Raw genomic sequence first — 25160 nt, 5'->3', positions numbered from 1 at the left:
TATTAGTCGAGATGTTTATCACGGTAAAGAGGATGGTCTTCCATCATCTTATGTACCCTTTTACGTACTTTCTTTAAAGTAGTTTCATTTTCGGGGTCGTTAATTACCATGTCAATCAACTCAACAATGGTATCCATGTGTTTTTCTTTTAAACCGCGGGTTGTTATCGCTGCGGTACCCACCCGGATACCTGAAGTAACAAACGGCGACTTATCATCGTAAGGCACCATGTTTTTGTTTGCGGTTATATCGGCAGCAACCAATGCTTTTTCTGCAGCTTTACCGCTAATGTTTTTATTACGCAGATCTATCAGCATCAAATGGTTATCGGTACCGCCAGATATGATGTCATATCCCCGGTCTACAAAAGCCTTGGCCATGGCCGCGCCATTCAGCTTTACCTGTAAAATATATTTCATGTAGCTATCGCTCAGGGCCTCGCCAAAAGCAATAGCCTTAGCAGCAATAATGTGCTCCAGCGGGCCACCCTGTGTGCCCGGGAAAACCGCCATATCCAATAGGGCCGACATCATTCTTACTTCTCCCTTTGGTGTTTTTAAGCCCCATGGGTTTTCAAAATCTTTACCCAGCAAAATAAGGCCGCCACGCGGGCCGCGCAAGGTTTTATGGGTAGTGGTAGTAACAATATGGCAATGTGGTAGCGGATCTCTTAGTAATCCGCGGGCAATCAGGCCGGCAGGGTGTGAGATATCTGCCAGCACCAACGCACCAATTTCATCAGCTACTGCGCGGATAAATTCGTAATCCCAATCGCGCGAGTAAGCAGATGCACCACAGATGATCAATTTTGGTTTTTCGCGCAGGGCAACTTCCTTAAGCTGCTCATAATCAACGTAACCGGTATCTTTTTTAACCCCGTAAAAAAATGGCTGGTACAATTTACCAGAAAAATTTACTGCCGAGCCGTGCGTTAAATGCCCGCCATGAGAAAGGTCAAAGCCTAATATCTTATCGCCCGGCTGTAAACAGGCCAGCATAACCGCTGCGTTTGCCTGTGCACCGCTATGTGGCTGCACATTGGCCCACTCGGCATTAAAAAGTTGTTTAGCGCGCTCAATAGCAATGGTCTCTATTTCGTCAACCACTTCGCAGCCGCCATAATAGCGTTTACCGGGTAAGCCTTCGGCATATTTGTTGGTCGCAACAGAGCCTGCCGCTTCCATTACCTGCTTGCTAACAAAATTTTCTGATGCAATCAGCTCTATGCCTTCCTCCTGGCGCTGTTGTTCTTCGTCGAGTAATTTGAATATTAGTTTATCTCTTTTCATTGTTGTGTGTAAAGCGCGTAAAAATAACTAATAGATTTCAAATTAACCTATTAGATTTGAGATGAACCAGTTGCGCAAGAAGCGGAAAATAATATTTTAGCAGCCATTAATAAACTGCTTGTATCAAGTGGTAACGCCTTAGTTGGCAAGCATTACATTTGGTAGCTTCCAGCAGCGTTATCAAGCCGGATGAGAGGGTTCGGTCAATACCTGCCAGGTTGGCCAGGCACTAAGCCACCAATTTTTATCATTTGGGCAAGCCAGCAGGTGGTACACTGTAAATTATCAAGCTGATATACAGGTCCCCAACTATTTGATTCATCGTTTTAGCCGGTGGTTACGGGAGCATCTTCCGGGCCAATCTCCGGCGGGATGTTGTCTGGTGCTTCTTCAGGAATTGCCGGCCGTTGCGGATCAGTTGGCTGGATAATTTCTGTAGCCGGTTTTTGTGCAGGTATTTCCTGTGGTTCATCCGGAAAGGTTTGATGTTGCTTACCCATAATTTACGCTATATATTATAATTCTTAACGCTTAACTTGCTTTCATGGTTAAACTCAGTTCGGCATTATGGTTTAAAACATGCTTTACTGTTTGCTTCAGGTCATCTATATCAAAAGGCTTTTCAATAAAAGCATCCCAGCCATAATTACCCAATGAGTTCAATACCCTGGCATGGGCCGATAGCATGATGACCGGTGTATGCGCAGTGTCTTCGTGTTTTTTAATCTGGTGACAAAATTCTCCGCCGTTAATACCAGTAAGCAGGTAGTCGATCAATACGAGGTCTGGTTTTTCGGCTTTTATCAGTTTAATGATGTCATCGGTATGCGTGAAACCTTTTACTTCGTAATCTTCTTCCGAAAGAATATCTTTTATTAAATTTATAATGTCTTCAGTATCATCAAGTACCAGTATTTTCTTTTGTTGAACGTTCATTAGTATTATCCATGTTATGCGACATATAACGTAATAATTGGTAATTTGATTTTCATTGAAGCGTCAAAATGATGTTACGGGAAGGTTAGCGGGTGTTTTTTAAGAGCCAGCGAAGGGAATTTTTCTTGCGGTCGTGCAATTCCTTTCGCTTTTAAAGCCATCTCCCGGAGCAAGGTCAACAGCTGTATGGCAGAATAATTTGGGCAGTACCTCCGGCCCGGGTTATCCGCTCATACGCCACAGGCCTTAAGCGCAAGGCCGGTATCCGCTACTACCCCTACTGCGGGGAATTAGTTTGAATCAGGTGATGCGCGTTAGCATCGTGGGGCTTTGCAAGGTGGCTGCTTAGCGTTTGGGGAACACGCGACATGCGTGCACCAGCGGGGGGCGATTACGGCAGCGGGGGGGATGAAGTGTCATGACAATTTCTTTAAGATTTCTGGAATTTCTTCAAATGATTTAAACCAAATAATTGAAACGCCCAATTCTTTCATTATTTCCTCATTTAATTTATGATGACGATTTAAAAAATCTTCTGCCCCTTTCATGTTTTCAATAACTTGAATACTATTTCCTGTTTCATCTTTTGTATAAGCGAACATTTCAATTGACATTCTCCTCAAAAGTGCAAAATGTCGGGGGCGAGCAATATTTCGTGCAGCAATATCCAACAATCTCCTTAGATTGGGATCTGTTAAGGACAATCCTACCATTAAACAGTTGTTTTCTCTTAAGTTAGTTAATTGAACTAAATTAGACCAATGATAAGCATCGGTGTAAATTTGATGATATCCCTCTTCAGAAAATACTAAGGTGCTTTTATCTAGATTCTCATAGCTGCTTGCATCTTCGGGCAGAAAACCATGAACATGATAAACTGGAAGTTCATCAGGATCTAAATTTTCATTTTCGTTGTAAATGCTACGGTGCATTATAGTTTTCGACTCTAATTGTCTTTCCAACAAATCGTCAAAATTATACGTTACAACTGATCTTACTTTTGCTCCAGTACGTTTTGGCATGCACAAGTCAGTGATTGTAGTCAATAAATCTGAATTGATTTTTTTCGTATTATCCCGAAGCTTATATAAATTATTTGTGATCGTTTTTGTAAATTCTCTAATTTCTGACGCTTGGTGCGAAAGTCCTTTACGAAGGTATCTTGCAGCCATCAAGGCCGAAGGCTCATCAATTTTATTCAATCGCGAAACAATTTGTTTAATGTCTTCATCCGTGACGTCAACCTGTTTGTCGAATTCCTTGGTGAGATAAGAGACAAACAGCGAGTTTAGAAGTGTATTCCAATCTGGCATGCCAGCACTGCTTGATACACCGGCGCCCAAAAAAAATGAAAATTGACCTTTTTCATATACTTCTTGCAAAAGCTGAATTTTCTCATCTCGTTCTTCTTCCCAATTAATTTCTTTGGTGACAGCATTCTCTAGCCGAAGAGAAAATAAATTGTCTGAAATTTCAGTAGCTTTTTTTTTGTGTTTATTGACGATTTTATTAATATCTTCAAGTCCCCAAATAGTTATTTTAACAGACTTATCGTTAAATAGTTCAGCGGAAAGTTTTTTTGCTAACGTTAATGATATCGGCTTGAAACTTATAATCAGTATCTCATTCAGGTCAACAATTGATTTCGACGTGATTAATTTATTGAAAAATAACTCTAAGCTATACACACTGGTAAGCACTTGTGTATTATACTTGATTTCAATCAGGGTTTTTCCTTGAAATGAGTCAAATCCATCGTCCGCAACGGCATCTCCTATCCTACGTACAGTGTTTATTATAGAAAGTGTTTTGCCTTGTGATTCGATATGAAATTTAAGTAAATTTAGAATAAAGGTTTCAAAAGAGTAGAAGTCTCTCGGACTACCATTTAAAACTTTTGCTAAAATATCTTCGATTTGCATTATTACTTGTTTTTGATACAAAATGGTTTAAAAATCAGCATTAATTACTACTGTCTTATTTATCAACATATTACATTATTTGGTTCGATGTAAATCGTAAATATCGAACTTTATTCTATCCATTTCATCGAGCAATTTTTTAACAATTTCTGTTTTTTTCATGACATGGCTGCGGTCGAAAATATAACACTGATTAGATACAATTATTAGTTCAGCTTCCTCCTGATTATTTCTTGAATAGTCAGGAAAGCCAATTTGTAAAGTAAATGTCCCTTGAATTCCACCAATGTCAAATCTGTACAAAGCCTCGACACTCCATAGTACAAGCAACTGATAGTTATCTATTTTTAGTAAAAAATCTGTATTTTGGATTGACTTACCTTTTAATATTACTTTGGATTTATCATTCATCCATTTTAACTCACCGGGTAGACTAATATTGGGATCGGGCCTGAATTCAATATCGCTAATATCTTTGTATTCAACTTTTATTAGCGTGTTATTCAATTGATTTGCGAGACTGAATAAAAAATAAAAGCGACTTTCGTTAGTAAAGTCTTTGAATAGGATACTTTCAGCTTTCTTAAACTTATCAAGGTAACCTTTATCGCTGAAGGAGCTTTTTAAATTTTTGCTGAGAATTGAAAGAACCTGCTTTGTCTCGTCGGACGTATGAGTCTTTGTTAGCCGCAATTGTTTTTTCTCTACATCCAAGCTTAAGGACACTTCAGCTTTAAAAGAACTTTTCGACTCATACCAGCTTTTATTCAAATCATCTCGTTCAATCTCTATTATGATTTTAGCTTCATTGTTGTTTGTTGAGTCGAAATGAATAATTGGTGTGGTGAGAAGTCTGAAGTTACAACTGTTCGGAATTAGCGCACTTAATATTTCAGTCTTATTCTCGTTAATGGCATCTTTCAAAGTTTTGTCGCCTTCCCATACGAAAATTTCGTTAGTTCTTTTAGGATTGTCCTCACGGGTGCCTTGAGACTCTTTCAACGAATCAAACTCTACAGGACTAATCAATGTAGAAGTGATAAAGGAGACAGAATTGCCTTTCGAATAATCGTATAAAAAAACGCCCCTGTTTCTTAAAAAAAGTTTAATGTCTGTTTCCGTTAGAAAAGATTGATTTAAAAAACCTCTAATTGACTCGCCAAATGGGAGTATTTTATCAACAGATTTTAATTTTTTTTTCATTATAATTTGAAGCGATTATTATTATGATTGGCGATAAAAAGTTTTCTCGTTAAATCGGTATTCGAAAATTCAGCTTTGACAGCATTAAAGTCGTTGCTGTGCTCTAAGTCATCATAATCGGGAAAGGCTATCAGTATCTGATTAGATAGGTTTGTCGACAATTCTTGAACGAGCCCAATTATCCTTCGCAAGTTGTTTTTATTGAATGATTCTGAAGTTACAATTGATAGAGTTATGATGTTTTTGACACTTGTTTTAAACGGAAGTATTGGACTGGAAATAAATTCAATTGGTAATAAACCGCCCGAGTTAGCCTTTGTCAAGGGATTTATATTTTGACCTGTATTTGGATAGTAGAAATCCGCTGTGTCTGTGTTAAATGTGTTTTTTATAAAAAAAATGGCAGAAAGAATGAAGTCAACTTGTAGATTATCAAGTAGTATAATTTTCGTTCGGTCAAAAGGGAGGTCAACGCGGATATTCTTTATCTCATCTCGTAAATCTGTTGTTGAATCCTTATGACATAACCATATCAACAATCCAATGTCTTCAACAATGTTTCCGTCGAGCATTTGATTAGCATTGGATTTTTCTTTAGAAAAGTCAAATGAGTGCATCATTTCAGATATCTCCACAAGATGTGTTTTAGCTAATGTTCTTAAATTGTCAGGGTATTTTTCTTTGTGATATTTAACCGATATAATTATATTTTTGATTGAATTATCAATCAAAGGGCATTCATATGATACTAAAAAATCTATTCCATAAGTTAGCTTGTTGTAATTGTCCTTGAAAAGATTTTTTAATTGAATTCCTTTTTGAGCTTGCCCCCAACCAATTTCTTGTAAGAAATTGTCAACCACTTGTTCTCCAAACTCTCCGATTTTTTTTGATAATTCTCCCATTAAATAATTGATTCTTTTGATAAGAAGTAGATTGCTGTTTGACTATGCGCTCGTTTAGGTTATTGAATCAAATATATAATATAATTAATAATAATGCCAATTCTCCTTATTTGTAATACTTAGCGCAATTTAGCAATACGGCGTATTGTTGCTTTTAACGCCCATTTTGGCGCGGGTATGCAACGTTTTGTCTATGGTTGGCGCAGTCTATTCCCCAATTAGCGCGCGTATACCGCGTCGGAAAAGAGCGGGGCGTACTCGTGCCTTTCGCCCATCTTGGAAGTGCCTCAATTAAAATTAATCGATTCGCTAACAAACCATAATAGCTATGCGTGCGGCATGATGGTAGGCCCTTATACGCTGCCCGCTTGATGATGCTCCATATTCGCTCCCGGCTCGGAGTTGTTTGTAATAACACCAAAAAGCCGGAAAGTGCTCTGAATACATTTTGCTAGCGATAGTGCTGCAATCGTAATGTTTTTATCATAAGCAGTGCGGGGTTATTGGTGATAACACCCAACAAAGGCGGGAAATAAAGCTATTTCGTCTTGCGCATATCGCCTAATCATCCTTGCAATTATAATATTGAATATTCGATTTGCAAGGACAATACTGATTTTAGAAATTGGGTTATAACGCCTGATAATGGCGGATGACATAGTGTAGAGAGTGGACTTTACGAGATATCAATTCGAAATGTCTGTCTCAAATCTAATATCTCAAATCTAATATCTCAAATCTCCCTCGGCGCTATCCAAAAATTGTTAAACCCCAACCCAATTTGGATGTCTATCAGTTCCTGTTGCAGCATTTCCAGCACGGCCAGGAAGTTGTATACAAAGTGCACTTTGTTTTCGCTGTTACCGGCTATGCTTTTAAAATCAAGCCGCTTGTTGATCTGTAGCAAGTTTTGGATCGCCTGCTTTTGTTTTTCGATGGTATACGGGTATTGTACCACCGTATGGGTAACTTCTTCGGTACGCGTGGCGTACTGGCGCATCACCCGGTTGTAAACCATCATCAGTTTATACAGGTTAATTTCGGACAGTTCCTCACCGGGCACTACCACTTTTTCTACCTGCTCCAGGTCCTGTTTAATGTTGCCGCGTTTTTCCTGCTTAAAGCGCTCATCTTCAAAGGGCCGAATTTCGTCACAGAGTTCCTTAAACTTTTTATATTCAATCAGCTTGCGAATCAGGCCCTCCCTGGTGTCCAGTTCGTTTTCTTCCTCGCCTGTGTTATGGCGGGGCAGCAGCATTTTAGCCTTAATGCGCATCAGGGTGGCGGCCACAAATATAAACTCACTGGCCAGCTCCATATTCAGGCTGGTCATCTGGTGGATGTAGTTCAGGAAATCATCGGCAATTTTAGCAATGGAAATGGCGTGGATATCCAGCTCATCCCGCTCGATAAAAAAAAGCAGCAGGTCAAAAGGGCCCTCAAACTGGGGCAGTTTTATGGCAAAACTATCGTCGGTCATGATGTGTCATCCGGCTTACTCTTTGTTGTATTCCAATGGTACCAGTTCTGCTACTTGCTCCCATGCCATATATCCTTCAAAAAATAGGGCTCCGGGGTTGGCAAAGTTACCATTTGCATCAATAGTAACACTGGTATCCAGCAATCTTACCACCGAGATCTGCCCGTTCGGGAGTTTGTATCCTTCCGGCTTTTCTATTTTGTAGCCACTGGCAGCCAGCTCCGGTGCTACGCGATCATGCGTGTTTAGTATAAACAGGCAATCATTAAACCTCAGCGTTTTAAAATTCTCGTCAACCATGGTCACCAGGGAATCTAAAGCCACCGGCCGCCTGTCAAAATACGGCGGCTTTTTCGGGTCGGACTCTTCGCCGGGCATGGGGCGGTTAATGACCTTAAAAATTTCGTAACCGTAAGCATACGGTTTACCCTCATAAACTGCTTTAATGAAGTGAGCGATGGAGCCACTGTAGGCGGCCTCCCGGTTTTTGCGCCAGTAGGTGCTGGTTTTTTCAGACTTGCTGGTTAGCAATTCAAAAGATGGGTAGCCTTCGTATTTAAGCACCTGGCTGCTTTCGTTATATTCAAAATTTGTGAGCAGGTATTTAATGCGGTAGCCAAGGGCATTGTTTTCGATCACCAAAAAATCTTCGGCGCTTGCCGATAATACAGTTGTGCCTTTATCGTATTGAAAATGGAGTATTTTTGGATTGATGACCTTGCATTCTGCAGCGTTTGGGGTAGTGCCCAGGAAATGTTTTTTAAAGATGGCGTAGCGGTCCGCCCAGTTAGATTGTGCCCGCACCGTAACACCTTTGAGCTGGTTAACGTTGGGCATAAGTTTCAAAGAAAGTTTAACCGATTGGTCTTTAAGGATTATTGCTTGTGTTGTGGGAATAAAACCCATCATTTTTGCGGTAAGCACATAGGAGCCTGGCGACAGATTATCTAAATGGAAGTTACCTGAGATATCACACGCGGTGATGGATTGGCTGCCTGCAATGAAAACCGTGGCACCCGGCAAACTTTGTCCTTTTTCATCTACAACCTTCCCGGTTATAGAGAGCAGTAAGCTTGCTTTTACATTATTTACAGATAGTAGCGATGCTAAAAATACCAGTACAGCCAGCTTGCGGCTTATAGCACCTGTAGTTGTCGGTTTGGTTGGGTTAAGCAGATTGGACAAGGCGGGTTGGTGATTTAATTTTCATTAAAAAGCTTAATTGAATAAAGATATTATTTTGGAGGGTAATTGGCATGATATAGCGGTTAAAATTTTCAAGGCAGTAGCTACCCGATGCGAATGAGAAAACGGCACCAACCAATTTTACGGGAAGTTGCGATAAATTTCAAAACAATATTTAACTTTACTGTATTCTAAATCTTATAAATAAAATAGCTTACTTTGTAAGTTAAATACTTCTAAAGAATGTCCATGCAGGTACCCGCAGGTGATTTGTTACAAAGGATTATTAATCCATCTGATTTAAAGCAATTTAAAGAGGAAGAACTTAAGCAGGTTTGCGAGGAGCTGCGCCAGTATATTATTGATGTTGTATCGGTAAACGGGGGGCATTTTGCTGCAAGCCTTGGCACGGTTGAGCTTACTGTGGCCCTGCAATATGTATTGAACACCCCTTACGACCAATTGGTTTGGGATGTTGGGCACCAGGCCTACGGCCATAAAATACTCACCGGCCGCCGCGATCAGTTTCATACCAACCGGGTGCACAATGGTATCAGCGGTTTTCCGAAGCGATCTGAAAGCGTATATGATACGTTTGGCGTAGGGCACTCTTCTACTTCTATTTCAGCAGCATTGGGTATGGCCGTGGCATCGCAATATAAAGGCGAAACCGACCGGCAGCACGTAGCCGTAATTGGCGACGGTGCCATGACAGCCGGACTTGCTTTTGAAGCGCTTAACCATGCCGGGATAGAGAACAGCAACCTGCTGGTCATATTGAACGACAATAACATGTCGATAGATCCTAACGTAGGCGCGCTGAAAGAATATTTAACCGATATTACCACTTCGAAGCCCTATAACAGGTTTAGGGACGATATTGCTACGGTACTAACCAAGATATCTGCCATAGGGCCCGATGCTTTTAAAATAGCCAAGAAACTGGAAAAAAGTATCAAAGGTACGTTGCTTAAACGGAGCAACTTTTTCGAGGCACTGAAATTCCGCTACTTTGGACCGGTTGACGGCCACGATGTGGAACATCTGGTAAAATTGCTGCAGGATCTGCGCGAAATTCCCGGCCCTAAACTGCTGCATTGCATTACGGTGAAAGGCAAAGGCTATTCGCTTGCAGAGAAAGACCAGACCAAGTGGCATGCACCCGGCTTGTTTGACAAGATAACCGGTGAGATAAAAAAGACAAAATATGATAAGCCACAGCCGCCTAAATACCAGGATGTGTTTGGCCATACCATTATAGAATTAGCAGAAGCCAACGCTAAAATTATGGGTATTACCCCGGCGATGCCGTCTGGATGCTCCCTTAATTTAATGATGAAGGCAATGCCCCACCGCGCTTTTGACGTAGGTATTGCCGAACAGCACGCCGTTACGTTTTCTGCGGGGCTGGCTACACAGGGGCTGGTACCCTTTTGTAATATTTACAGCAGCTTTATGCAGCGCGCGTACGACCAGGTGATACATGATGTAGCGATACAGAATTTGAACGTGATCTTCTGCCTTGATCGTGCCGGTATTGCCGGTGCCGATGGTCCAACACACCACGGTGCGTACGATTTGGCCTATATGCGCTGTATCCCTAATATGACGGTTTCTGCCCCGATGAATGAGGAGGAACTGCGTAACCTGATGTATACGGCCCAGTTAGATGACATGGGGCCGTTCAGTATTCGTTACCCACGCGGTAATGGTGTGATGGTAGACTGGCGACGCCCATTTAAAGCCATACCTGTTGGTAAGGGCCGCAAGATTTGCGATGGGGAAGACGTTGCGATTTTATCTATCGGTACCATTGGTAACGAAGTGGTGAAAGCTACCGCTGCACTAAACGAAGAAGGTTATTTCCCGGCTCATTATGATATGCGCTTTGTAAAACCGTTGGACGAAGCATTGCTGCACGAAGTGTTCAACAAATTCAGCTGCGTAATTACCGTGGAAGATGGTTGTGTGGAAGGTGGCATGGGGACGGCGATACTTGAATTTATGGCCGATAACGAATACCAAAAAACAAACGTGATCCGCTTAGGAATCCCTGACAGGATCATTGAACATGGCGAACAGCCGGAGCTTTGGGCAGAATGCGGATACGATGCTGCCTCTATTGCTGCTAAAGTTAAAAGCCAGGATATTAAATGCAATAAGCATACGATAGCGTCATAACGATAGCGCCTGTATTATAATGAATAACGCCCTGTTTGCAGATGTAAACAGGGCGTCTTTTTTTGGCGACTATCCCGGATGATCCCTGTTTCACAAAAAGTGTTTCAAGTATTTTTTATCCCAAAAAATGGATGCATTTTTAAGCCGTTAAGTACTTTATAGTCAATATTTTAAATTAAAGTGTATATTAAAAAGGGCGATTCGGTAAAAACGCTAAGGCGTTGATTTTCAATGGTAAACATGATTCAGGTGATTCACTTTCGCAAAGTGAATCACCCCGCCGAAAATGCGGGTTCGGATTAGTAGATAAACCCTCTTTAACCAAAAAGCGACCGGTGTTTGCCGGTCGCTTTTTTTATTTTGTTGTGCTCTGATTTTTACTTCTTCGCCGGTGCTGCAACTGGCGCCGGAGGCGTAGCCGCTGCTACAACCGGCAGGGGTTTGCGCGGGATCATCTCCTTGCGCTCCGATGTATTGTAAACAAAAGATGCTACTATGGTAGCTGATTGTTTCAAGTCGTCTTCTACAAGCCGGTCATAAGTGTCCTGGTTACTGTGGTGAGTACGGGTATTGTAATCCATCCCATCCTGTATAAACTGGAAGCCCGGTAAACCAACCGCATCATAGCTCTGGTGGTCGGTACCGCCGGTGTTGCTAATGGTAACGGTTGTTGCGCCCAGGTCTTTAAATGGTGCCAGCCATTCTTTAAAGATTGGTCCTGCAGCAGAATCGCCCTGTAAATAGATACCACGGATTTTGCCTGTGCCGTTATCCAGGTTATAGTAAGCATCGAGTTTAGCCTGCTCCGGTTTAAGCTGCATCGTTTTCGGATCACCAAAGTGGTTCAGCACATACCCGCGCGACCCGAACAATCCCTGCTCTTCGCTGCTCCAAAGTGCAATGCGGATGGTGCGCTTTGGCTTAAAGCCAATGGTTTTAAGGATGCGCATGGCCTCCATCATTACGGCGCTGCCTGCAGCGTTATCTGTTGCACCGGTACCCGCATGCCATGAATCCAGGTGGCCGCCAATCATAATTACCTGGTCCTTTAATTTTTTATCGGTACCCGGAATCTCAGCAACTACATCATAGCCCTGCATATCGTTAGTAAAGAATTCGGTTTTGATATCTGCTTCAACAGCTACTTTTTTACCGGCTTTTACCAAACGCAAGATCCGTTGAAAATCTTCACTGCTGGTTTCCAGTTCTGGTGCTACTGCTTTTGCGGTATCGGCATATGAAGCGCCATTGGTGGTGAATAAGGTACCGTCTGTGCCGCGCGCCTGGGTTAAGATCAAGCCAACCTTTTCATCAAGAAGAAAGGTGTTAATGGCGCCGCGCATTGCAATTGCTTTGCGCCTGGCTGCCATTGCTGGTGAGTTAGGATCAAATGCACGCTGACCGCCGCGGGCAGGAGCAGGGGCTTGCGCCATTTTATCAAGTTCCTCATCTGTATAACGCACGGCATCTGCCTTGTACGTGCGCTCGGTGAGGGGTTTGGTATCGAAAATTACAATTTTGCCTGAAAGGGTACCCTTGTATTTAGCCAGTTCTGGTACGCTATCGGCCTTTACTAAAACAACGTCGCCGGTTATAGGGCCGTTGGTGCCTGGGGTCCATGCTTTGGGTACTGCAATGATAGCGTGATAGTATGGCACAGTGATGGCAGCATAGTTCTTTTTCACTTCCCAGCCTTTCCCAAATTTGCCCCATGCTTCTAATTTAGAATTGTTCATGCCCCATTCTTTCAGCTGGTTAACGGCCCAGTCCTGGGCGCGTTTTAAACCCGGGGAGCCAGATAATCGTGGTCCGGATACGTCCGTAAGGTTAAAAGCAATTTCCATTACTTTGGAGTGGTTGAGGCCTTCCTCGCGGATTTTTGCGACCGCGGCAGGATCAACGGTCTCCTGCGCAAAAGCCGCCGCCGTAATGCCCGTAAAAGCAATACATGTGTAGAGTAGTTTTAATTTCATGGTCAGTTAGTTAATTAAGTAATGAGCAAACTTATCTAAATTTAACTGCAAATGCCGGGCTGTTGCTTTAACAAAGTTGTTACATCGTTATAGGGAATGTCTGAATTCTGAGGATGTTGTGACCGGGGCATACCAAACGAAAAAAGGTCCTGCAAGCTATAGCCTGCAAAACCTTTTAGTAATATTTGTACTAATGATTATCTAATGTCACTCTGTACTTTTCTTGCAGTGCTACGACCTGGAAGGTAGATCTGAAGACCGAAAGATAAGTTTAGGTTGTTCTGCGTAGTTTGGCTACCGAAACCAACTAAGCCATTATATTTTAAAAGGGTTTCCAAACCAATGTTTGGAGTGATGAAGTAAGCAAAACCTGGGCCTACACTTAAGTTTAACCCGTTGGTGCTGCCACCGCCGTTGCTAACATTTACACCACCTAAACCTACTGTAGCCTCACCAAAAAAGCGACCGTGACGCAATACTTCAACATCCTGACCTGTGTAGTAACGGCCTAAAGCACCAACACCATAGCTGGTTGTTGTATTAGACCTTTTAGCTGTTTGAATGCCTAAGTTTACGTAACCACCCAATGCAATGTTATCCTGAATAAACCATGCTGCCTTTGGAGTTACATCAAAACTAAAAATTTGAGGGTCATCCAAGCCTAAGTTGATGTTTGCGAAGTTACCGCCAACCAAAACATTGCCTTTTTGGATTTGCGCAGACGCTGAAAATGTGAATGCTGCGGCTAGAATCAATAATAAAGTAATCTTTTTCATAAATTGTTGTGTTTTCATAGTTTTTGCAATAGCCATGCCATCTCAAAAATATTTGCAAACAAAATTGAAAGCTGATATAAGAAAAATTTATTTCTAATTGATTAACAGCACTATAGGTTTAAATTAAAAAAGATATTTAATCAAGAAATTGATAGGGGTCTTTAAAATTCCTGTTTCCACAAATAGCCATTGCTTAAAACTGCATAGTGTAGTAAACACACTTAACATGATTTTGCTGTTTTTTGTGTGAACTAACAACGAAACTCGCGCTAAAGTAAATAAAGAGTTAATTTTAGATAAACAATCGGGTAGGCAGACGCTCAATTGCCATCAATTGATCAATAATTTATAGCCCCTTCCATGTACATTGATGATCTCAACGGTGGAGTCATCTTTAAGATACTTGCGAATTTTGCTCAGGAACACATCCATACTACGACCGTTAAAATAATTATCATCGTGCCAGATGTTCAAAAGGGCTTCCTCGCGGGTAAGCACTTCGTTTTTACGAAGGCAGAGCAGGCGAAGTAACTCGGCCTCTTTAGTAGATAGCTTTTGCTGGGCATCACCCCGGGTAACCATTTGCATGGTATAATCAAAGCTGTAGCTGCCGAGTTTAAATTGCGTAGGATTATCGTCCGCTATTTTTTTGTCAGTCTTATCGGTACGCTTTAGTAAGGCATTTATACGTAACAATAATTCTTCAATACGAAAGGGCTTGGTAATATAGTCGTCGCCGCCTAAGTTAAAGGCCTGTGTCTTATCCTCAATCATCGCTTTAGCTGTAGCAAAGATAATAGGCACATTGGCGTTGATCTTTCTAACCTCTTTGCCTAAAGTAAAACCATCTTTTTTGGGCATCATAACATCTAAGATCAGCAGGTCATAAACCTGTTTGGTAAATGCCCGTAAACCTTCTTCGCCATCTTTACAAAGTACTACATCGAACTTACCTTTTAACTGCAGGTAATCCTGTAATAACAGGCCAAGGTTTGCATCATCTTCAACAAGGAGTATTTTCTTCATGATAGGTGTTAAGTCCGGCAGTCGGAAATGCCGAAAGTCCGGAAAGTTATTTTGTACTTGAACCTCTGATTATTTTCCGTCTTTCAGACTTACCGTCTTCCCGACTCTGCTGCTACGCGGCAGGAAACTTCAATTCAAATTCAGAGCCTTTTTCTTTTTCACTTTTTACGGTAATGGTGCCATCAAGCCTTTTCACTATGGTATTTACATAGCTCAAGCCCAGGCCGAAGCCTTTTACATCGTGCAGATTGCCTGTTGGTATGCGGTAAAACTGCTCAAATATTTTGCTTTGCTGGTCGCGGTTCATTCCAATGCCTTTATCGGATACTTTAATACAAACGTACCCGCCACGCTTTATTGTGCTGATGGTAATATCAGGTATCTCGTTGCTGTACTTAATGGCATTATCTATTAGGTTGTACAATACATTACTGAAATGCAATTCGTCGCCGGTAATAATGGCATCCTCTTCGGTAAGATTAAGGGTAGTTACCGCATTGCATTTTTGCAGTTTGAGTGCCATGCTATCCAGTACAATACTTACCATTTCATTTACATCAACCGGTTTTTTATCCAGCTTAAAGTCGTTTTTTTCTATTCGGGCAATGTTTAGCACCCGTTCAATATGGCTACCCAAGCGAAGATTCTCTTCATAAATAACATTCGCCAATCTCGCCACCCTTGTTTTATCATCCGCTATCTCATCATCCTTTAAAGCCTCGCTGGCTATCATTATGGTAGATACTGGGGTTTTAAACTCGTGGGTCATGTTGTTGATGAAATCAATTTTCATCTCCGAGATCTTTTTTTGCTGCAGGATAGAAAAAATTGTGTAACCGAAGCAAAATATCAACACAAACAGTAAGCCGCCGGTTGTACCCATTGTAGCAGTCATATTACCCAAAATAAAAGAATTCTTCTGCGGGAAGGCGATCTTGATCCGCCCGGGATCATTGATCACTTCGTTGCTAAAGATGGCTTTCTGGTAAGTATTGGCCTCAATAAATTCCGGCTTCTTACCTTCTGTATCCAATGCGCTGGCAAATATCAGGGAATCGCTGTTTGCGGTACTTACTTCGTAACTGAATGGCAAAAAGATGCCACGGTTGTGCAGTTCGAAACGCAGCAAAGAATCTATCCAAAAGCCATTCAAACGTTTGGCAAGTGGCTCATTAGATTTTCGGTACTCTTCTGCTAGGTTGGCTATCACATTGGATTTTGCAGAACTGCGACTGATGTTTTCCAAAGAATCAGCCTCCAGCATTTTTTTCACCTGCCTAAACTGCTTAGCTTTTTGCAGCCGAAGCTGCTGTTGTACCCATAAAGGATTTAGCTTTGCAATGGTTATTACCTGCGGGCCAAACTGCGGATCAATATAGGTGCCACGGATCGTATCATATTTGTAAAGCCTGGATGTTACGGGGCGGGGCGTTTTTATTACTTCGGGAATCATCCGGCCTTGTACGTTGCCGTACTCATCTGTTACCTCTTCAATGCGGATCCTTAAATTTAGTGTGCCCTGCTGGGTGAGGCTGGATACTTCATCGTCCATTTTTTTATGGAGGATCATTCGCTTTAAACTATCGCGCAGCATGGCCAATTTACGCTCGCGCTTGCTTTGATTTTTTTTTGCTTTTAATGAATCGTAGGCTTTAAAGCTATTGCCGTTGATGCTTATCTTGGTGGTTTCTTCGCCTGCTGTATTTTTTACCGTTAGGGTACGGATATTTGTTTTTGCATTTAAAAAAGTGATGGCATCCTGTTTAGCGAGCTTGCTGACCACGCTGCCAAGTGCTTCATTTACCGACCGGTTAAAAACGTCTGACTGCATTTGATAGGACTGGCGCAAAAAGTTGTATTGCATGCCTACCACACCCAAAAGCGCAAAACCCATGAGGCCGATAATCAAACCGATACTTCTTTTCTTCATCTCTACACAAAAATATTTTAATTAAACGGATAACCATTTGATTTAACAAATTTTAACAATTTGCCTGTGCAGTTTTATAGGCTTACGAAAGGTTAGGTTTCCTTTGGGGCACAAAGAAGTTTCGCGAGTAGCTTCATCTGCCCTAACTTCTGTTTTCATAGCGTTTGGCCAATGATTAGAAGAAGAATAAATAAGCGATTAAAGAGGCATAAAAAATAGCGATGGATATAAAAATCCATCGCTATTCCTCAGATGCTAAGCTGCCAATTTATTAAAAAGGCAAATCATCATCATCAGCGGTTGAGCTGATATCTGCAGGGGCTGCATATTCTGGTGTAGTTGCTGCACCGGCACCACCCAATACATTAACCTTCCAAAGTTGTAATGAGTTAAAATATGATTTCTTGCCTGTTTTGTCTGTCCATGGGCGGCCTTTCAGGTTAAAGAAAACTTCAACATCTTCGCCTACCTTTACACTATCAAGCAAATTGCAACGATCTTGTATGGCTTCAAACTTCAAATACTCGGGATATTGTGGGTTCTCGATATATTCAAGTATTAATTCTCTCTTTTTTAGTGACTCCGTAACCTGTGTGGTTGGGCTCACTTCATACACTTTACCTTTAATTTCCATAGTTCCGAAAATATTTAAAGTGTAAAGTTAAGAGTAAGGAATTAAAAACGGGGTTATTTATTCATAAATTCGCAAAATATATCATGCAAGTTTTCCACACCGAGAGTAAAATCATAATCACCTGCAACAAAAGGCTTTCGCCTTACCTGCAGCAGGAAGTTGAAGCACTGGGCTTTAAGCCTACACGTGTTTTCCAAACCGGCATAGAGCTGATGGGTACCGTTAACGATACAATTAGCCTTAACCTGAATCTGCGCTGCGCAAGCCAGGTGCTATATTTATTAAAAAGCTTTACAGCCGCTACCCCTGCCGATCTTTACGAAGAACTGGTTCAAATTGAATGGGAGCAGCTAATAGATTTTACCGGCTATTTTTCGGTGACCTCCAACGTAAATAACGAGCATATTCTTACGCCGCTGTTTGCCAACGTAAAGGTTAAAGATGCTATAGTAGATAGGATTAAAGCCCAAAAGGGTATCCGGCCTAACAGTGGCGCTGATGCTAACAAAACGGTTATCAGCCTGTACTGGCAGGATGATAAAGCTGATATTTATATCGATACATCCGGCGAAACTTTGGCTAAACACAGCTATCGTAAAATACCCGGCAAAGCACCTATGCTGGAGGCCTTGGCTGCATCTACCATTATTGCTACCAAATGGGATATGAATAGCACATTTATCAACCCAATGTGCGGTTCTGGTACTTTGGCAATCGAAGCAGCATTGTTAGCTACTGATAAACACCCGGGTTTGTTCCGCATGAATTACGGTTTTATGCACATTATGGGTTATGATGAACAGGTGTTTTTTGTGGAGCGCCGCAAATTAAAAGATAAAGCAAAAAAAGCCCTTGGGTTCAAGATCATCGCGACTGACATATCTGACGATGCGGTGGATATTGCCCGCAAAAATGCGAACACTGCCGGCGTAGAACATTTAATTGATTTTAGCGTTTGTGATTTTGCAGATACAGAAGTTCCTGCAGAGGCAGGAGTGGTGATGTTTAACCCTGAATATGGCGAGCGACTTGGCGTTCACACTAAACTGGAGATTACTTACGCCCGCATTGGCGACTATCTGAAAAAACAATGTTTGGGGTACCGTGGATATGTTTTTACCGGTAATCCTGATCTGGCGAAAAAAATAGGCCTGCGCCCTAGTCGCAAAATTGAATTTTATAATGGCAAGCTTGACTGCCGGTTGTTTGAGTACGAGTTGTATGAGGGAAGCAAACGCGAACCTAAAATAGATTAAATGAAGAAGCTCTTAATTATTGCCCTGCTCTTATCGTCTGTTTATTGCAAAGCACAGGAAGGCGATCTGGCGTTCCCGTTTCAGGGTGGCAGCCCCGTCATGACCAGGTTTTTTAAAGATAGCCTGCAAGTGAGCGCCGATGTGAAAAGTAAAAAAGCTACAGGCACGGCAGTAATTAAGTTTACCGCTGATATTAACGGTAATATATCAAGAATAGTGATCTACTATGCGGATGACTACGTGTTAGCACTGCCGGTAATTGATGCATTGAAAAGATCCAGCAAAAAGTGGATCATTCCCAATAAAGAAAAATTTCATGATTTTATTATCCCCTTCTCTATAGGCTATTTAAACCCTTCTGCGGGCACGGGTGAAGTGCAGAAGGCAGCGTATGACTTTTATGTACATCGCAGGCCTATCACAGCTAAAGACCAAATCCCGCTGAATGCGGCTACCTTACTGCCAACTGTTGTAGTAGAATATAAACTATAGCAGTTGTTATTTTATACCTTGCAATACGGCTGGGTATAATTCTTTCACCCACAACTCGTACATAGCCGCCGATGGATGCAGGCCGTCGCGCGCCGTTAAGCTGGCATCTGTAGCTGCTTTGGTTGATACACCAGTAATATTTACATAAGTCACGCCTTGTTTATCTGTTTCCTGCTTGTTGATGACGTTAAAAGCATTGATATCTGCGGTGATCTTATCACGATCAAAACTCGCCGCGTAGGGTGTTACGCCCCAGTTGGGAATAGACAATACAAACACCTGTTTTTTGTTGCCTCCTGCAAAAGCAATGGCAGTATTCAATAGTTGTGTAAATTCGGTACGGTAATCCTCCTTGCTGTAACCACGGTATTGGTTATTTACACCAATTAGCAGTGTTACTATATTATACTTCTTGTCGGTAATATCACTGGCGCTAATTGCTTTTATCAAATCATCAGTCGTCCAGCCAGTGGTTGCAATTATTTTTGGTATGCTTACAAAATGCTTTGCCTGTTTTAATTGTGATGCAAGCTGGTATGGGAACGATTGATTTAACTCCACCGACTGGCCTATAGTATAGCTATCGCCCAATGCAAGGTAAGTTAAGGTATCGGAATAGGTAACCGGGGTAGTCGTGCTGGTTGTATTGGCCACGGGTGTAACTGCTGTTTGTTTGCTGCAGGCGAAAAAGGCGCCTGCTATTATCATCGATGTAAAAATATTCTTCATAGGATCTCCATATCAAACAATACGGAAATATGTTTGGTAAGGATTTTTTGAACTTCTTTTAGGTCTACCTCATGTCCCAATTCCTGCTGCATGCTGGTAACGGCCTTGTCATCTATCCCACAGGGAACAATGTTTTTAAAATAGTCCAGATTAGTATTTACATTCATAGCCAGGCCATGCATGGTAACCCATCGGCTGCAGCGCACACCCATAGCGCAGATCTTTCGGGCTTTTTCATTATCTCCATCAAACCAAACTCCTGTATAGCCAGGGTAGCGGCCGGCAGTTAGGCCGTAATCTGCCAGGGTAAGAATCACTGCCTCTTCCAGCGTGCGCAGATATAAATGAATATCGGTAAAAAAATTATCAAGATCCAGTATGGGGTAGCATACAATCTGGCCCGGGCCGTGATAGGTGATATCGCCGCCACGGTTAATGGTATAGTAAACTGCTTCCTTTTCTTGCAGCCCGGCTTCGTCCAGTAAAAGGTGCTCGGGCTTGCCGCTTTTGCCAAGCGTGTATACATGCGGATGCTCTAAAAAGATCAGATAGTTAGGGGTCGAAGTATCTTCACAAAACTCTTCTCCAGCAGGTACGGCTACGAGCCGGTTGCGGATCTCCGTTTTTAATTTTACGGTTTCGCTAAAAATGGATTCCTGGCGTTCCCAGGCTTCTTTATAATCGGTGAGGCCCCAGTCTTGTATTGTAACTTTTTTATTTTTCATCGTTAAGCCTTCACGTATCCAATCATATAATCCTCGTATTTAAGGTAGTTTACCTCATAATTTCTGTCGATAGGGCCTTTTTTTAACCGGGCATCTACTACGCCATGCCCCTCAAAACCGAATGGTTGCAGCATAATATTATCCAAAAACGAAACCTCCTTTTGCCCGTGGCATTTATAAATAGCTTCCTTGGCGCACCAGCAAACGTAAAGCTGGTTTATTTTATTTTTTTTATCAATAAAAGCCTGTTCCGCATTACTCAGGAACTTGCCTGCAATACGTTCCACCTTTTCTTTTATCTGTTCAATATCGATTCCAACGGGGCTTGTTTTGCTGATCATCACCGCGGCATAATCAAAAGAGTGGCTAAGCGAAATATGATACGGTAAACTTACCAGGTAAGGTTTGCCATGGCTATCCACCGTACAATCGATGTATTCCTCGGTCCCCAGCATTTTACGCAGCAATACCCGTGTACCCAGCCAGTGCAGGTAGCGTTTGCTTTTGCTCAGTTGTTTAGTAAATGCTTTCTCGGTATCATTAAGCTGCAGTTGTTTGTAGAGTTCTTCGGCACCTTCCTCAATTCGCCATAGCGCAAATTCTGTATCTTCATCTATCTGGTGCCGGTATGCTATCGCCATAAAGTAAAATTGCAAAAACGTTAACAAACTTATATCAAATAAATATAATAATTCAATTTGCCGAAGACTTGCCTGTTACATATTGCATATATCTTACGTTATACTGGTAAGAAAAAAGAGCGTATTATAACAATGAAAAAAATTTATATAGCAGCCGCTATTTTAATAGCTGTGGCGTTAACAGAAAGTTGCCGCAAGCTACAATTCGCAGCGGAAACAAAAACGCGCACAGAAAAATTAAGCGTGTAGATGATATTCCGGCATTGTGTAAGCTGATTGTTGATTAGAGCGGTTTAGGCGAATTTTAGCCATTTGTTCAAAAAACATCCTTGTCGCTTAGCCCAATTAGGGGTAATTTAGGACCCTAATTACTTGCCCATGATACTTTCAGACAAACGCATCCTCGAAGAAATTGATAAAGGTACCATCATTATAGAGCCTTTTGAACGGGAATGCCTGGGCACTAACTCTTACGATGTACACCTGGGCAAGCACCTGGCAACCTACAAAGACCGTGTGCTGGACGCCAAACTTCATAACGAGATCATCGGGTTCGAGATCCCTAAAGAAGGATTTGTACTGCAGCCAAACACGCTGTACCTCGGCGTAACAATGGAGTATACCGAAACGCACGCCCACGTTCCCTTCCTGGAGGGTAAATCGAGCACCGGCCGCCTGGGTATTGATATCCATGCTACAGCAGGTAAAGGCGATGTTGGTTTCTGTAATACTTGGACGCTGGAGATCTCCTGCGCGCAGCCTGTTAAAATTTATGCAGGCATGCCCATTGGCCAGTTGATCTATTTTGTTGTTGAAGGCGAGATAGAAACCATGTACAACACCAAAAGCAACGCCAAATACAACAAACCTACCACCCGCCCGGTAGAAAGTATGATGTGGAAGAACAAGTTTTGATACATTGTAGTTATAGGTATAAGGAAAGCAGGTAATTAGCGTTTTAAAGCTGTATATTTCCATTACCAATTATGGCATTTAAAAGATTTTTTTTCGGGCTGATTATTTTTGCCGGTATTGCCGGTGTTTGCGGCTTTGTTATAGTTGAGGATCCTATTCCCAAAATAACCCGGCAACTTGCCAAATGGGCTGATAATCACCCTATAGAAAAAGTTTATCTCCACCTGGATAAGCCCTATTACGGCGCAGGTGATGATGTTTTTTTTAAGGCCTATGTTACAACCGGCGGCAACAACCAGCTTTCGGCTATTAGCGGTGTGTTGCACGTGCAATTGTTAAATGCCCGGGGCGCCGTTAAGCAATACGTTAAACTTCAGCTGAGCAATGGTACCGCTGCCGGAGATTTTGCGCTGCCCGATACTTTAAGCGCCGGCAATTACCGCATCAGGGCTTTTACCAACTATATGCGCAATACAGGCAATGATTACTTTTTTGACGAAGCTATTAGCATCATAAACAGCATCAGCCCCAACACAAAAGTTCCTGCAAAAGCGGTTTCAAAAAAAGGTATTTTGCCCGCGGTTGCTCCCGCTAAACCCGATGTTCAGTTTTTTCCTGAAGGTGGCTATTTACTAAACGGCTTTGATTGCCAGGTGGCATTTAAAGCGATAGGCCCTGATGGTTTCGGGATGGATGCCAAGGGTACTGTTGTAGATGCTGCCGGTAAGCAAGTGGCAAGTTTTAACAGTACACATTTAGGGATGGGTACATTTACTTTTTCGCCGCAGGCTGGAACTAGCTACACGGCTAAAGTAACAACGGCCGACGGTACCTCGTTGAACATTGTGTTGCCAAAAGCACAGGATAAGGGATATGCCTTGCACATTACCGACGCAGACGAGGGTAATCTGGACATAAAAATTGCGATAGCAAAGGCAACCTTATTGGAAGATCCAAACCGCATAGTAACCTTAATGGCTCAAAGTGGTGGTAAGGTGCATTATGCAGCTAAAAGTAAACCAGGCAGCACTATGTTCACTGCCCGGGTGGCTAAAAGCAAGTTTCCGGCAGGGATTATCCAATTTACTTTATTTTCCGACAGTGGCGAACCGCTAAACGAGCGGCTGGTTTTTATTCATCATCCCGAAAAGCTGAAGCTGAATTTATCTGCCGACAGGCAAAGCTACTCACCGCAGCAAAAAGTTAAAATGAATATATTGGCAAGCGGTTTGGAAAAACCCATGATCGGTAGTTTTTCCGTATCGGTTACCGATGAAACGAGATTGCCGGTAAACGAGGACGGTGGTATCAATATATTAGCCTGCCTGCTGCTAACTGCCGATTTGAAAGGATACGTAGAAAAGCCTGCCTATTATTTTAACAACGTAAGTGATAAAACCCGTGCCGACCGTGATATGCTGATGCTTACCCAAGGCTACCGCCGGTTTAACTGGCGGGATTTGCTGGGTGACAAGATTGGCGCAGATAATTTCCAGCCCGAAAAGGCACTACAGGTTTCAGGGACGGTTACTACCCCAGGCGGTAAACCGGTACCAAATGGTAAAGTTCAGTTAATTGATATTGACGATGCCACCTATACGCTGGATACCTTAACCGATGCCCGCGGGCGTTTTGCCTTTACCAACCTGGCCTTTAACGATAGCATCCGGCTGATTATACAGGCCCGCACAGCTAAAAACAAAAAAGACGTAATAATTCGCCTGGATTCGATAGCGCCGCCGGCAACGGCCCGGGGCAAAAATGCACCTGCGCTTTCGGTGAGGATTACCGATACCCTAACCGTTTATAGCCGGAGCAGTAAACAGCTGTACGATATGCAGCGGCGTTATGGCGTGGGCAACCATGTTATTTCTTTGCAGGAAGTCACCGTAAGGGAGAAGAAGATCGCGCTGAAACATTCGGCTAATTTAAACGGCCCGGGCAACGCTGACCAGGTAATGCTGGCTCGCGATTTTAGAAATTATGGCTGCATTTACCTGTCGGATTGCTTGCAGGGGCGCTTGGTTGGCGTTATCTTTCGCAATGGCATCCCTTACAGTACCCGCAGTTTTAGGCCTATGCAAATTATTTTGGATGGCGTTTATGTAGATGGTAATTACCTGAATTCTATAAACGTGAATGATGTTGCCGCTATTGAAATACTGCGCAGTGGTGCCAACTCAGCCATATATGGCGGCCGAGCCGGTAACGGCGTAATTATAGTAACCACCAAACGTGGCGACGATAGAGATAATGCTTACGATGGACCGGTTACCGGCCGTGGTATAAAAGCCTATGAGCCCAAAGGATACTACAAAGCGCGCAGCTTTTACTCTCCGTTATATGATCAGCCTAAAACCAATAAGCAACTGGCCGATCTGCGGAGCACCATTTACTGGAATCCTGGTTTAGTAACCGATAAAGACGGTAAAACCTCTTTCGAGTATTTTAACGGCGGCAGCCGGGGTACCTATCGTGTAGTGATTGAAGGGATAGACACTGATGGCAATATTGGGCGAATGGTGTATCGTTATAAAGTGCAATAAATTTTATTTTTTTAAAGTATTGGTTAATCAAGGTTTGTATATTGCATGTACTTAAACCTTACCTATGAAAGTGTTGCCAATACTGTCATTTTTCGCAATCATGCTTTTGGGTTCGGCTGTTTTCGCTCAGGGCGAGACCTCATTTAGCAACCTTATTTCGGCATCAATTGAAAAGCAGTTGCCTGTTGAGAAAGTATATCTGCATCTCGACCGTACTAATTCAGTTTTTTTTACAAATGATACAAGAGGTATTTATCAATTGATAGTAGAAGGTATTGATGATAATGGCCGGCTGGGCCGGCAGCTTTATCGCTTTCGCGTTGAGTGATTTATTTTTATTATTTATACGCTGGTTAAACTATTCAACACTTAGTCAATCTCACCTATACCTAACTATCATCTATGAAAATCCTATG

General features: G+C 42.3%; 21 protein-coding genes. 6 read left to right on the top strand and 15 right to left on the bottom strand.

Annotated elements, in window-relative coordinates:
• Positions 1-2: 2 nt before the first annotated feature.
• The 7 genes from glyA to A0256_03635 form a co-directional block, all read right to left on the bottom strand.
• Positions 3-1289 carry a serine hydroxymethyltransferase gene (gene glyA / locus A0256_03665; protein AMR30585.1) on the bottom strand — a complete coding sequence of 429 codons (1287 nt, stop codon included), beginning with the start codon at positions 1287-1289 and terminating at the stop codon, positions 3-5.
• A 531-nt stretch (positions 1290-1820) separates the two neighbouring features.
• Positions 1821-2225, bottom strand: coding sequence for a hypothetical protein (locus tag A0256_03660; protein ID AMR30584.1), 405 nt, complete (start codon positions 2223-2225; stop codon positions 1821-1823).
• Positions 2226-2641: 416 nt separating this feature from the next.
• The gene (locus A0256_03655; protein ID AMR30583.1) at positions 2642-4147 is read right to left on the bottom strand and encodes a hypothetical protein; all 1506 of its coding nucleotides are present in this window, start codon (positions 4145-4147) and stop codon (positions 2642-2644) included.
• 75 nt (positions 4148-4222) lie between these two features.
• Positions 4223-5350, bottom strand: coding sequence for a hypothetical protein (locus A0256_03650; protein ID AMR30582.1), 1128 nt, complete (start codon positions 5348-5350; stop codon positions 4223-4225).
• Positions 5350-6255 carry a hypothetical protein gene (locus tag A0256_03645; protein ID AMR30581.1) on the bottom strand — a complete coding sequence of 302 codons (906 nt, stop codon included), beginning with the start codon at positions 6253-6255 and terminating at the stop codon, positions 5350-5352. Before A0256_03645 ends, A0256_03650 begins: the two co-directional genes overlap by 1 nt.
• A 733-nt stretch (positions 6256-6988) precedes the next feature.
• Positions 6989-7735: a chromosome segregation protein ScpA gene (locus A0256_03640; protein AMR30580.1), complete on the bottom strand. Its 747-nt coding sequence runs from the start codon at positions 7733-7735 to the stop codon at positions 6989-6991.
• A 15-nt stretch (positions 7736-7750) separates the two neighbouring features.
• Positions 7751-8920 carry a hypothetical protein gene (locus A0256_03635; protein ID AMR30579.1) on the bottom strand — a complete coding sequence of 390 codons (1170 nt, stop codon included), beginning with the start codon at positions 8918-8920 and terminating at the stop codon, positions 7751-7753.
• 249 nt (positions 8921-9169) lie between these two features.
• On the opposite strand from A0256_03635, the gene A0256_03630 reads away from it, so the two are divergent.
• Positions 9170-11101, top strand: a complete 1932-nt coding sequence (locus A0256_03630) for a 1-deoxy-D-xylulose-5-phosphate synthase (GenBank protein ID AMR30578.1) — start codon at positions 9170-9172, stop codon at positions 11099-11101.
• Between the two features lie 377 nt (positions 11102-11478).
• Here the strand turns inward: A0256_03630 and A0256_03625 are convergent, their stop codons facing one another.
• From A0256_03625 to A0256_03605, 5 genes are all read right to left on the bottom strand, one after another.
• The gene (locus A0256_03625) at positions 11479-13074 is read right to left on the bottom strand and encodes a peptidase M28 (GenBank protein ID AMR30577.1); all 1596 of its coding nucleotides are present in this window, start codon (positions 13072-13074) and stop codon (positions 11479-11481) included.
• Positions 13075-13271: 197 nt separating this feature from the next.
• Positions 13272-13850: a hypothetical protein gene (locus A0256_03620; GenBank protein ID AMR34415.1), complete on the bottom strand. Its 579-nt coding sequence runs from the start codon at positions 13848-13850 to the stop codon at positions 13272-13274.
• Between the two features lie 330 nt (positions 13851-14180).
• On the bottom strand, positions 14181-14876 hold the full coding sequence (locus A0256_03615) for a two-component system response regulator (GenBank protein ID AMR30576.1): 696 nt from the start codon (positions 14874-14876) through the stop codon (positions 14181-14183).
• A gap of 112 nt (positions 14877-14988) precedes the next feature.
• Positions 14989-16806, bottom strand: a complete 1818-nt coding sequence (locus A0256_03610) for a hypothetical protein (GenBank protein AMR30575.1) — start codon at positions 16804-16806, stop codon at positions 14989-14991.
• 271 nt (positions 16807-17077) lie between these two features.
• A complete protein-coding gene (locus A0256_03605; GenBank protein AMR30574.1) occupies positions 17078-17440 on the bottom strand; it encodes a hypothetical protein in 363 nt (120 codons plus the stop codon).
• Positions 17441-17523: 83 nt separating this feature from the next.
• Here A0256_03605 and A0256_03600 point away from each other — a divergent pair, with 83 nt between their 5' ends.
• Together A0256_03600 and A0256_03595 are read left to right on the top strand one after the other, a co-directional pair.
• Entirely contained in the window at positions 17524-18696 is a 1173-nt protein-coding gene (locus tag A0256_03600; protein ID AMR30573.1) for an RNA methyltransferase, read from the top strand.
• A complete protein-coding gene (locus A0256_03595; protein ID AMR30572.1) occupies positions 18697-19188 on the top strand; it encodes a hypothetical protein in 492 nt (163 codons plus the stop codon).
• 6 nt (positions 19189-19194) lie between these two features.
• Here the strand turns inward: A0256_03595 and A0256_03590 are convergent, their stop codons facing one another.
• Genes A0256_03590 through A0256_03580 form a run of 3 tightly spaced genes read right to left on the bottom strand, consistent with a single transcriptional unit; the run spans position 19195 to position 21283 of the window.
• Entirely contained in the window at positions 19195-19917 is a 723-nt protein-coding gene (locus A0256_03590) for a hypothetical protein (GenBank protein ID AMR30571.1), read from the bottom strand.
• Complete coding sequence (locus tag A0256_03585) at positions 19914-20642, bottom strand: lipoyl(octanoyl) transferase (GenBank protein AMR30570.1); 729 nt, start codon at positions 20640-20642, stop codon at positions 19914-19916. The genes A0256_03590 and A0256_03585 overlap by 4 nt, the downstream gene beginning before the upstream one ends.
• A 2-nt stretch (positions 20643-20644) precedes the next feature.
• A complete protein-coding gene (locus A0256_03580) occupies positions 20645-21283 on the bottom strand; it encodes a 4'-phosphopantetheinyl transferase (GenBank protein AMR30569.1) in 639 nt (212 codons plus the stop codon).
• A 378-nt stretch (positions 21284-21661) separates the two neighbouring features.
• Between A0256_03580 and A0256_03575 the strand changes: the two genes are divergently transcribed.
• The 3 genes from A0256_03575 to A0256_03565 all read left to right on the top strand — a co-directional run bounded on the left by A0256_03575 (position 21662) and on the right by A0256_03565 (position 25072).
• Complete coding sequence (locus tag A0256_03575; GenBank protein AMR30568.1) at positions 21662-22198, top strand: dCTP deaminase; 537 nt, start codon at positions 21662-21664, stop codon at positions 22196-22198.
• 71 nt (positions 22199-22269) lie between these two features.
• Positions 22270-24744 carry a hypothetical protein gene (locus A0256_03570; GenBank protein ID AMR30567.1) on the top strand — a complete coding sequence of 825 codons (2475 nt, stop codon included), beginning with the start codon at positions 22270-22272 and terminating at the stop codon, positions 24742-24744.
• 64 nt (positions 24745-24808) lie between these two features.
• Positions 24809-25072, top strand: a complete 264-nt coding sequence (locus tag A0256_03565; GenBank protein ID AMR30566.1) for a hypothetical protein — start codon at positions 24809-24811, stop codon at positions 25070-25072.
• Positions 25073-25160 lie beyond the last annotated feature (88 nt).

Source organism: Mucilaginibacter sp. PAMC 26640 (genome assembly GCA_001596135.1).
GTDB lineage: Bacteria > Bacteroidota > Bacteroidia > Sphingobacteriales > Sphingobacteriaceae > Mucilaginibacter.
The sequence above is the reverse complement of the archived record's forward strand: the minus strand, read 5'-3'. Positions and strand labels throughout refer to the sequence as shown.

Coding starts and splice junctions, on each gene's coding strand:
- glyA (AMR30585.1), bottom strand. CDS start 1,289: ATGAAAAGAGATAAACTAATATTCAAATTACTCGACGAAGAACAACAG.
- A0256_03660 (AMR30584.1), bottom strand. CDS start 2,225: ATGAACGTTCAACAAAAGAAAATACTGGTACTTGATGATACTGAAGAC.
- A0256_03655 (AMR30583.1), bottom strand. CDS start 4,147: ATGCAAATCGAAGATATTTTAGCAAAAGTTTTAAATGGTAGTCCGAGA.
- A0256_03650 (AMR30582.1), bottom strand. CDS start 5,350: ATGAAAAAAAAATTAAAATCTGTTGATAAAATACTCCCATTTGGCGAG.
- A0256_03645 (AMR30581.1), bottom strand. CDS start 6,255: ATGGGAGAATTATCAAAAAAAATCGGAGAGTTTGGAGAACAAGTGGTT.
- A0256_03640 (AMR30580.1), bottom strand. CDS start 7,735: ATGACCGACGATAGTTTTGCCATAAAACTGCCCCAGTTTGAGGGCCCT.
- A0256_03630 (AMR30578.1), top strand. CDS start 9,170: ATGCAGGTACCCGCAGGTGATTTGTTACAAAGGATTATTAATCCATCT.
- A0256_03625 (AMR30577.1), bottom strand. CDS start 13,074: ATGAAATTAAAACTACTCTACACATGTATTGCTTTTACGGGCATTACG.
- A0256_03620 (AMR34415.1), bottom strand. CDS start 13,850: ATGAAAAAGATTACTTTATTATTGATTCTAGCCGCAGCATTCACATTT.
- A0256_03615 (AMR30576.1), bottom strand. CDS start 14,876: ATGAAGAAAATACTCCTTGTTGAAGATGATGCAAACCTTGGCCTGTTA.
- A0256_03610 (AMR30575.1), bottom strand. CDS start 16,806: ATGAAGAAAAGAAGTATCGGTTTGATTATCGGCCTCATGGGTTTTGCG.
- A0256_03605 (AMR30574.1), bottom strand. CDS start 17,440: ATGGAAATTAAAGGTAAAGTGTATGAAGTGAGCCCAACCACACAGGTT.
- A0256_03600 (AMR30573.1), top strand. CDS start 17,524: ATGCAAGTTTTCCACACCGAGAGTAAAATCATAATCACCTGCAACAAA.
- A0256_03595 (AMR30572.1), top strand. CDS start 18,697: ATGAAGAAGCTCTTAATTATTGCCCTGCTCTTATCGTCTGTTTATTGC.
- A0256_03590 (AMR30571.1), bottom strand. CDS start 19,917: ATGAAGAATATTTTTACATCGATGATAATAGCAGGCGCCTTTTTCGCC.
- A0256_03585 (AMR30570.1), bottom strand. CDS start 20,642: ATGAAAAATAAAAAAGTTACAATACAAGACTGGGGCCTCACCGATTAT.
- A0256_03580 (AMR30569.1), bottom strand. CDS start 21,283: ATGGCGATAGCATACCGGCACCAGATAGATGAAGATACAGAATTTGCG.
- A0256_03575 (AMR30568.1), top strand. CDS start 21,662: ATGATACTTTCAGACAAACGCATCCTCGAAGAAATTGATAAAGGTACC.
- A0256_03570 (AMR30567.1), top strand. CDS start 22,270: ATGGCATTTAAAAGATTTTTTTTCGGGCTGATTATTTTTGCCGGTATT.
- A0256_03565 (AMR30566.1), top strand. CDS start 24,809: ATGAAAGTGTTGCCAATACTGTCATTTTTCGCAATCATGCTTTTGGGT.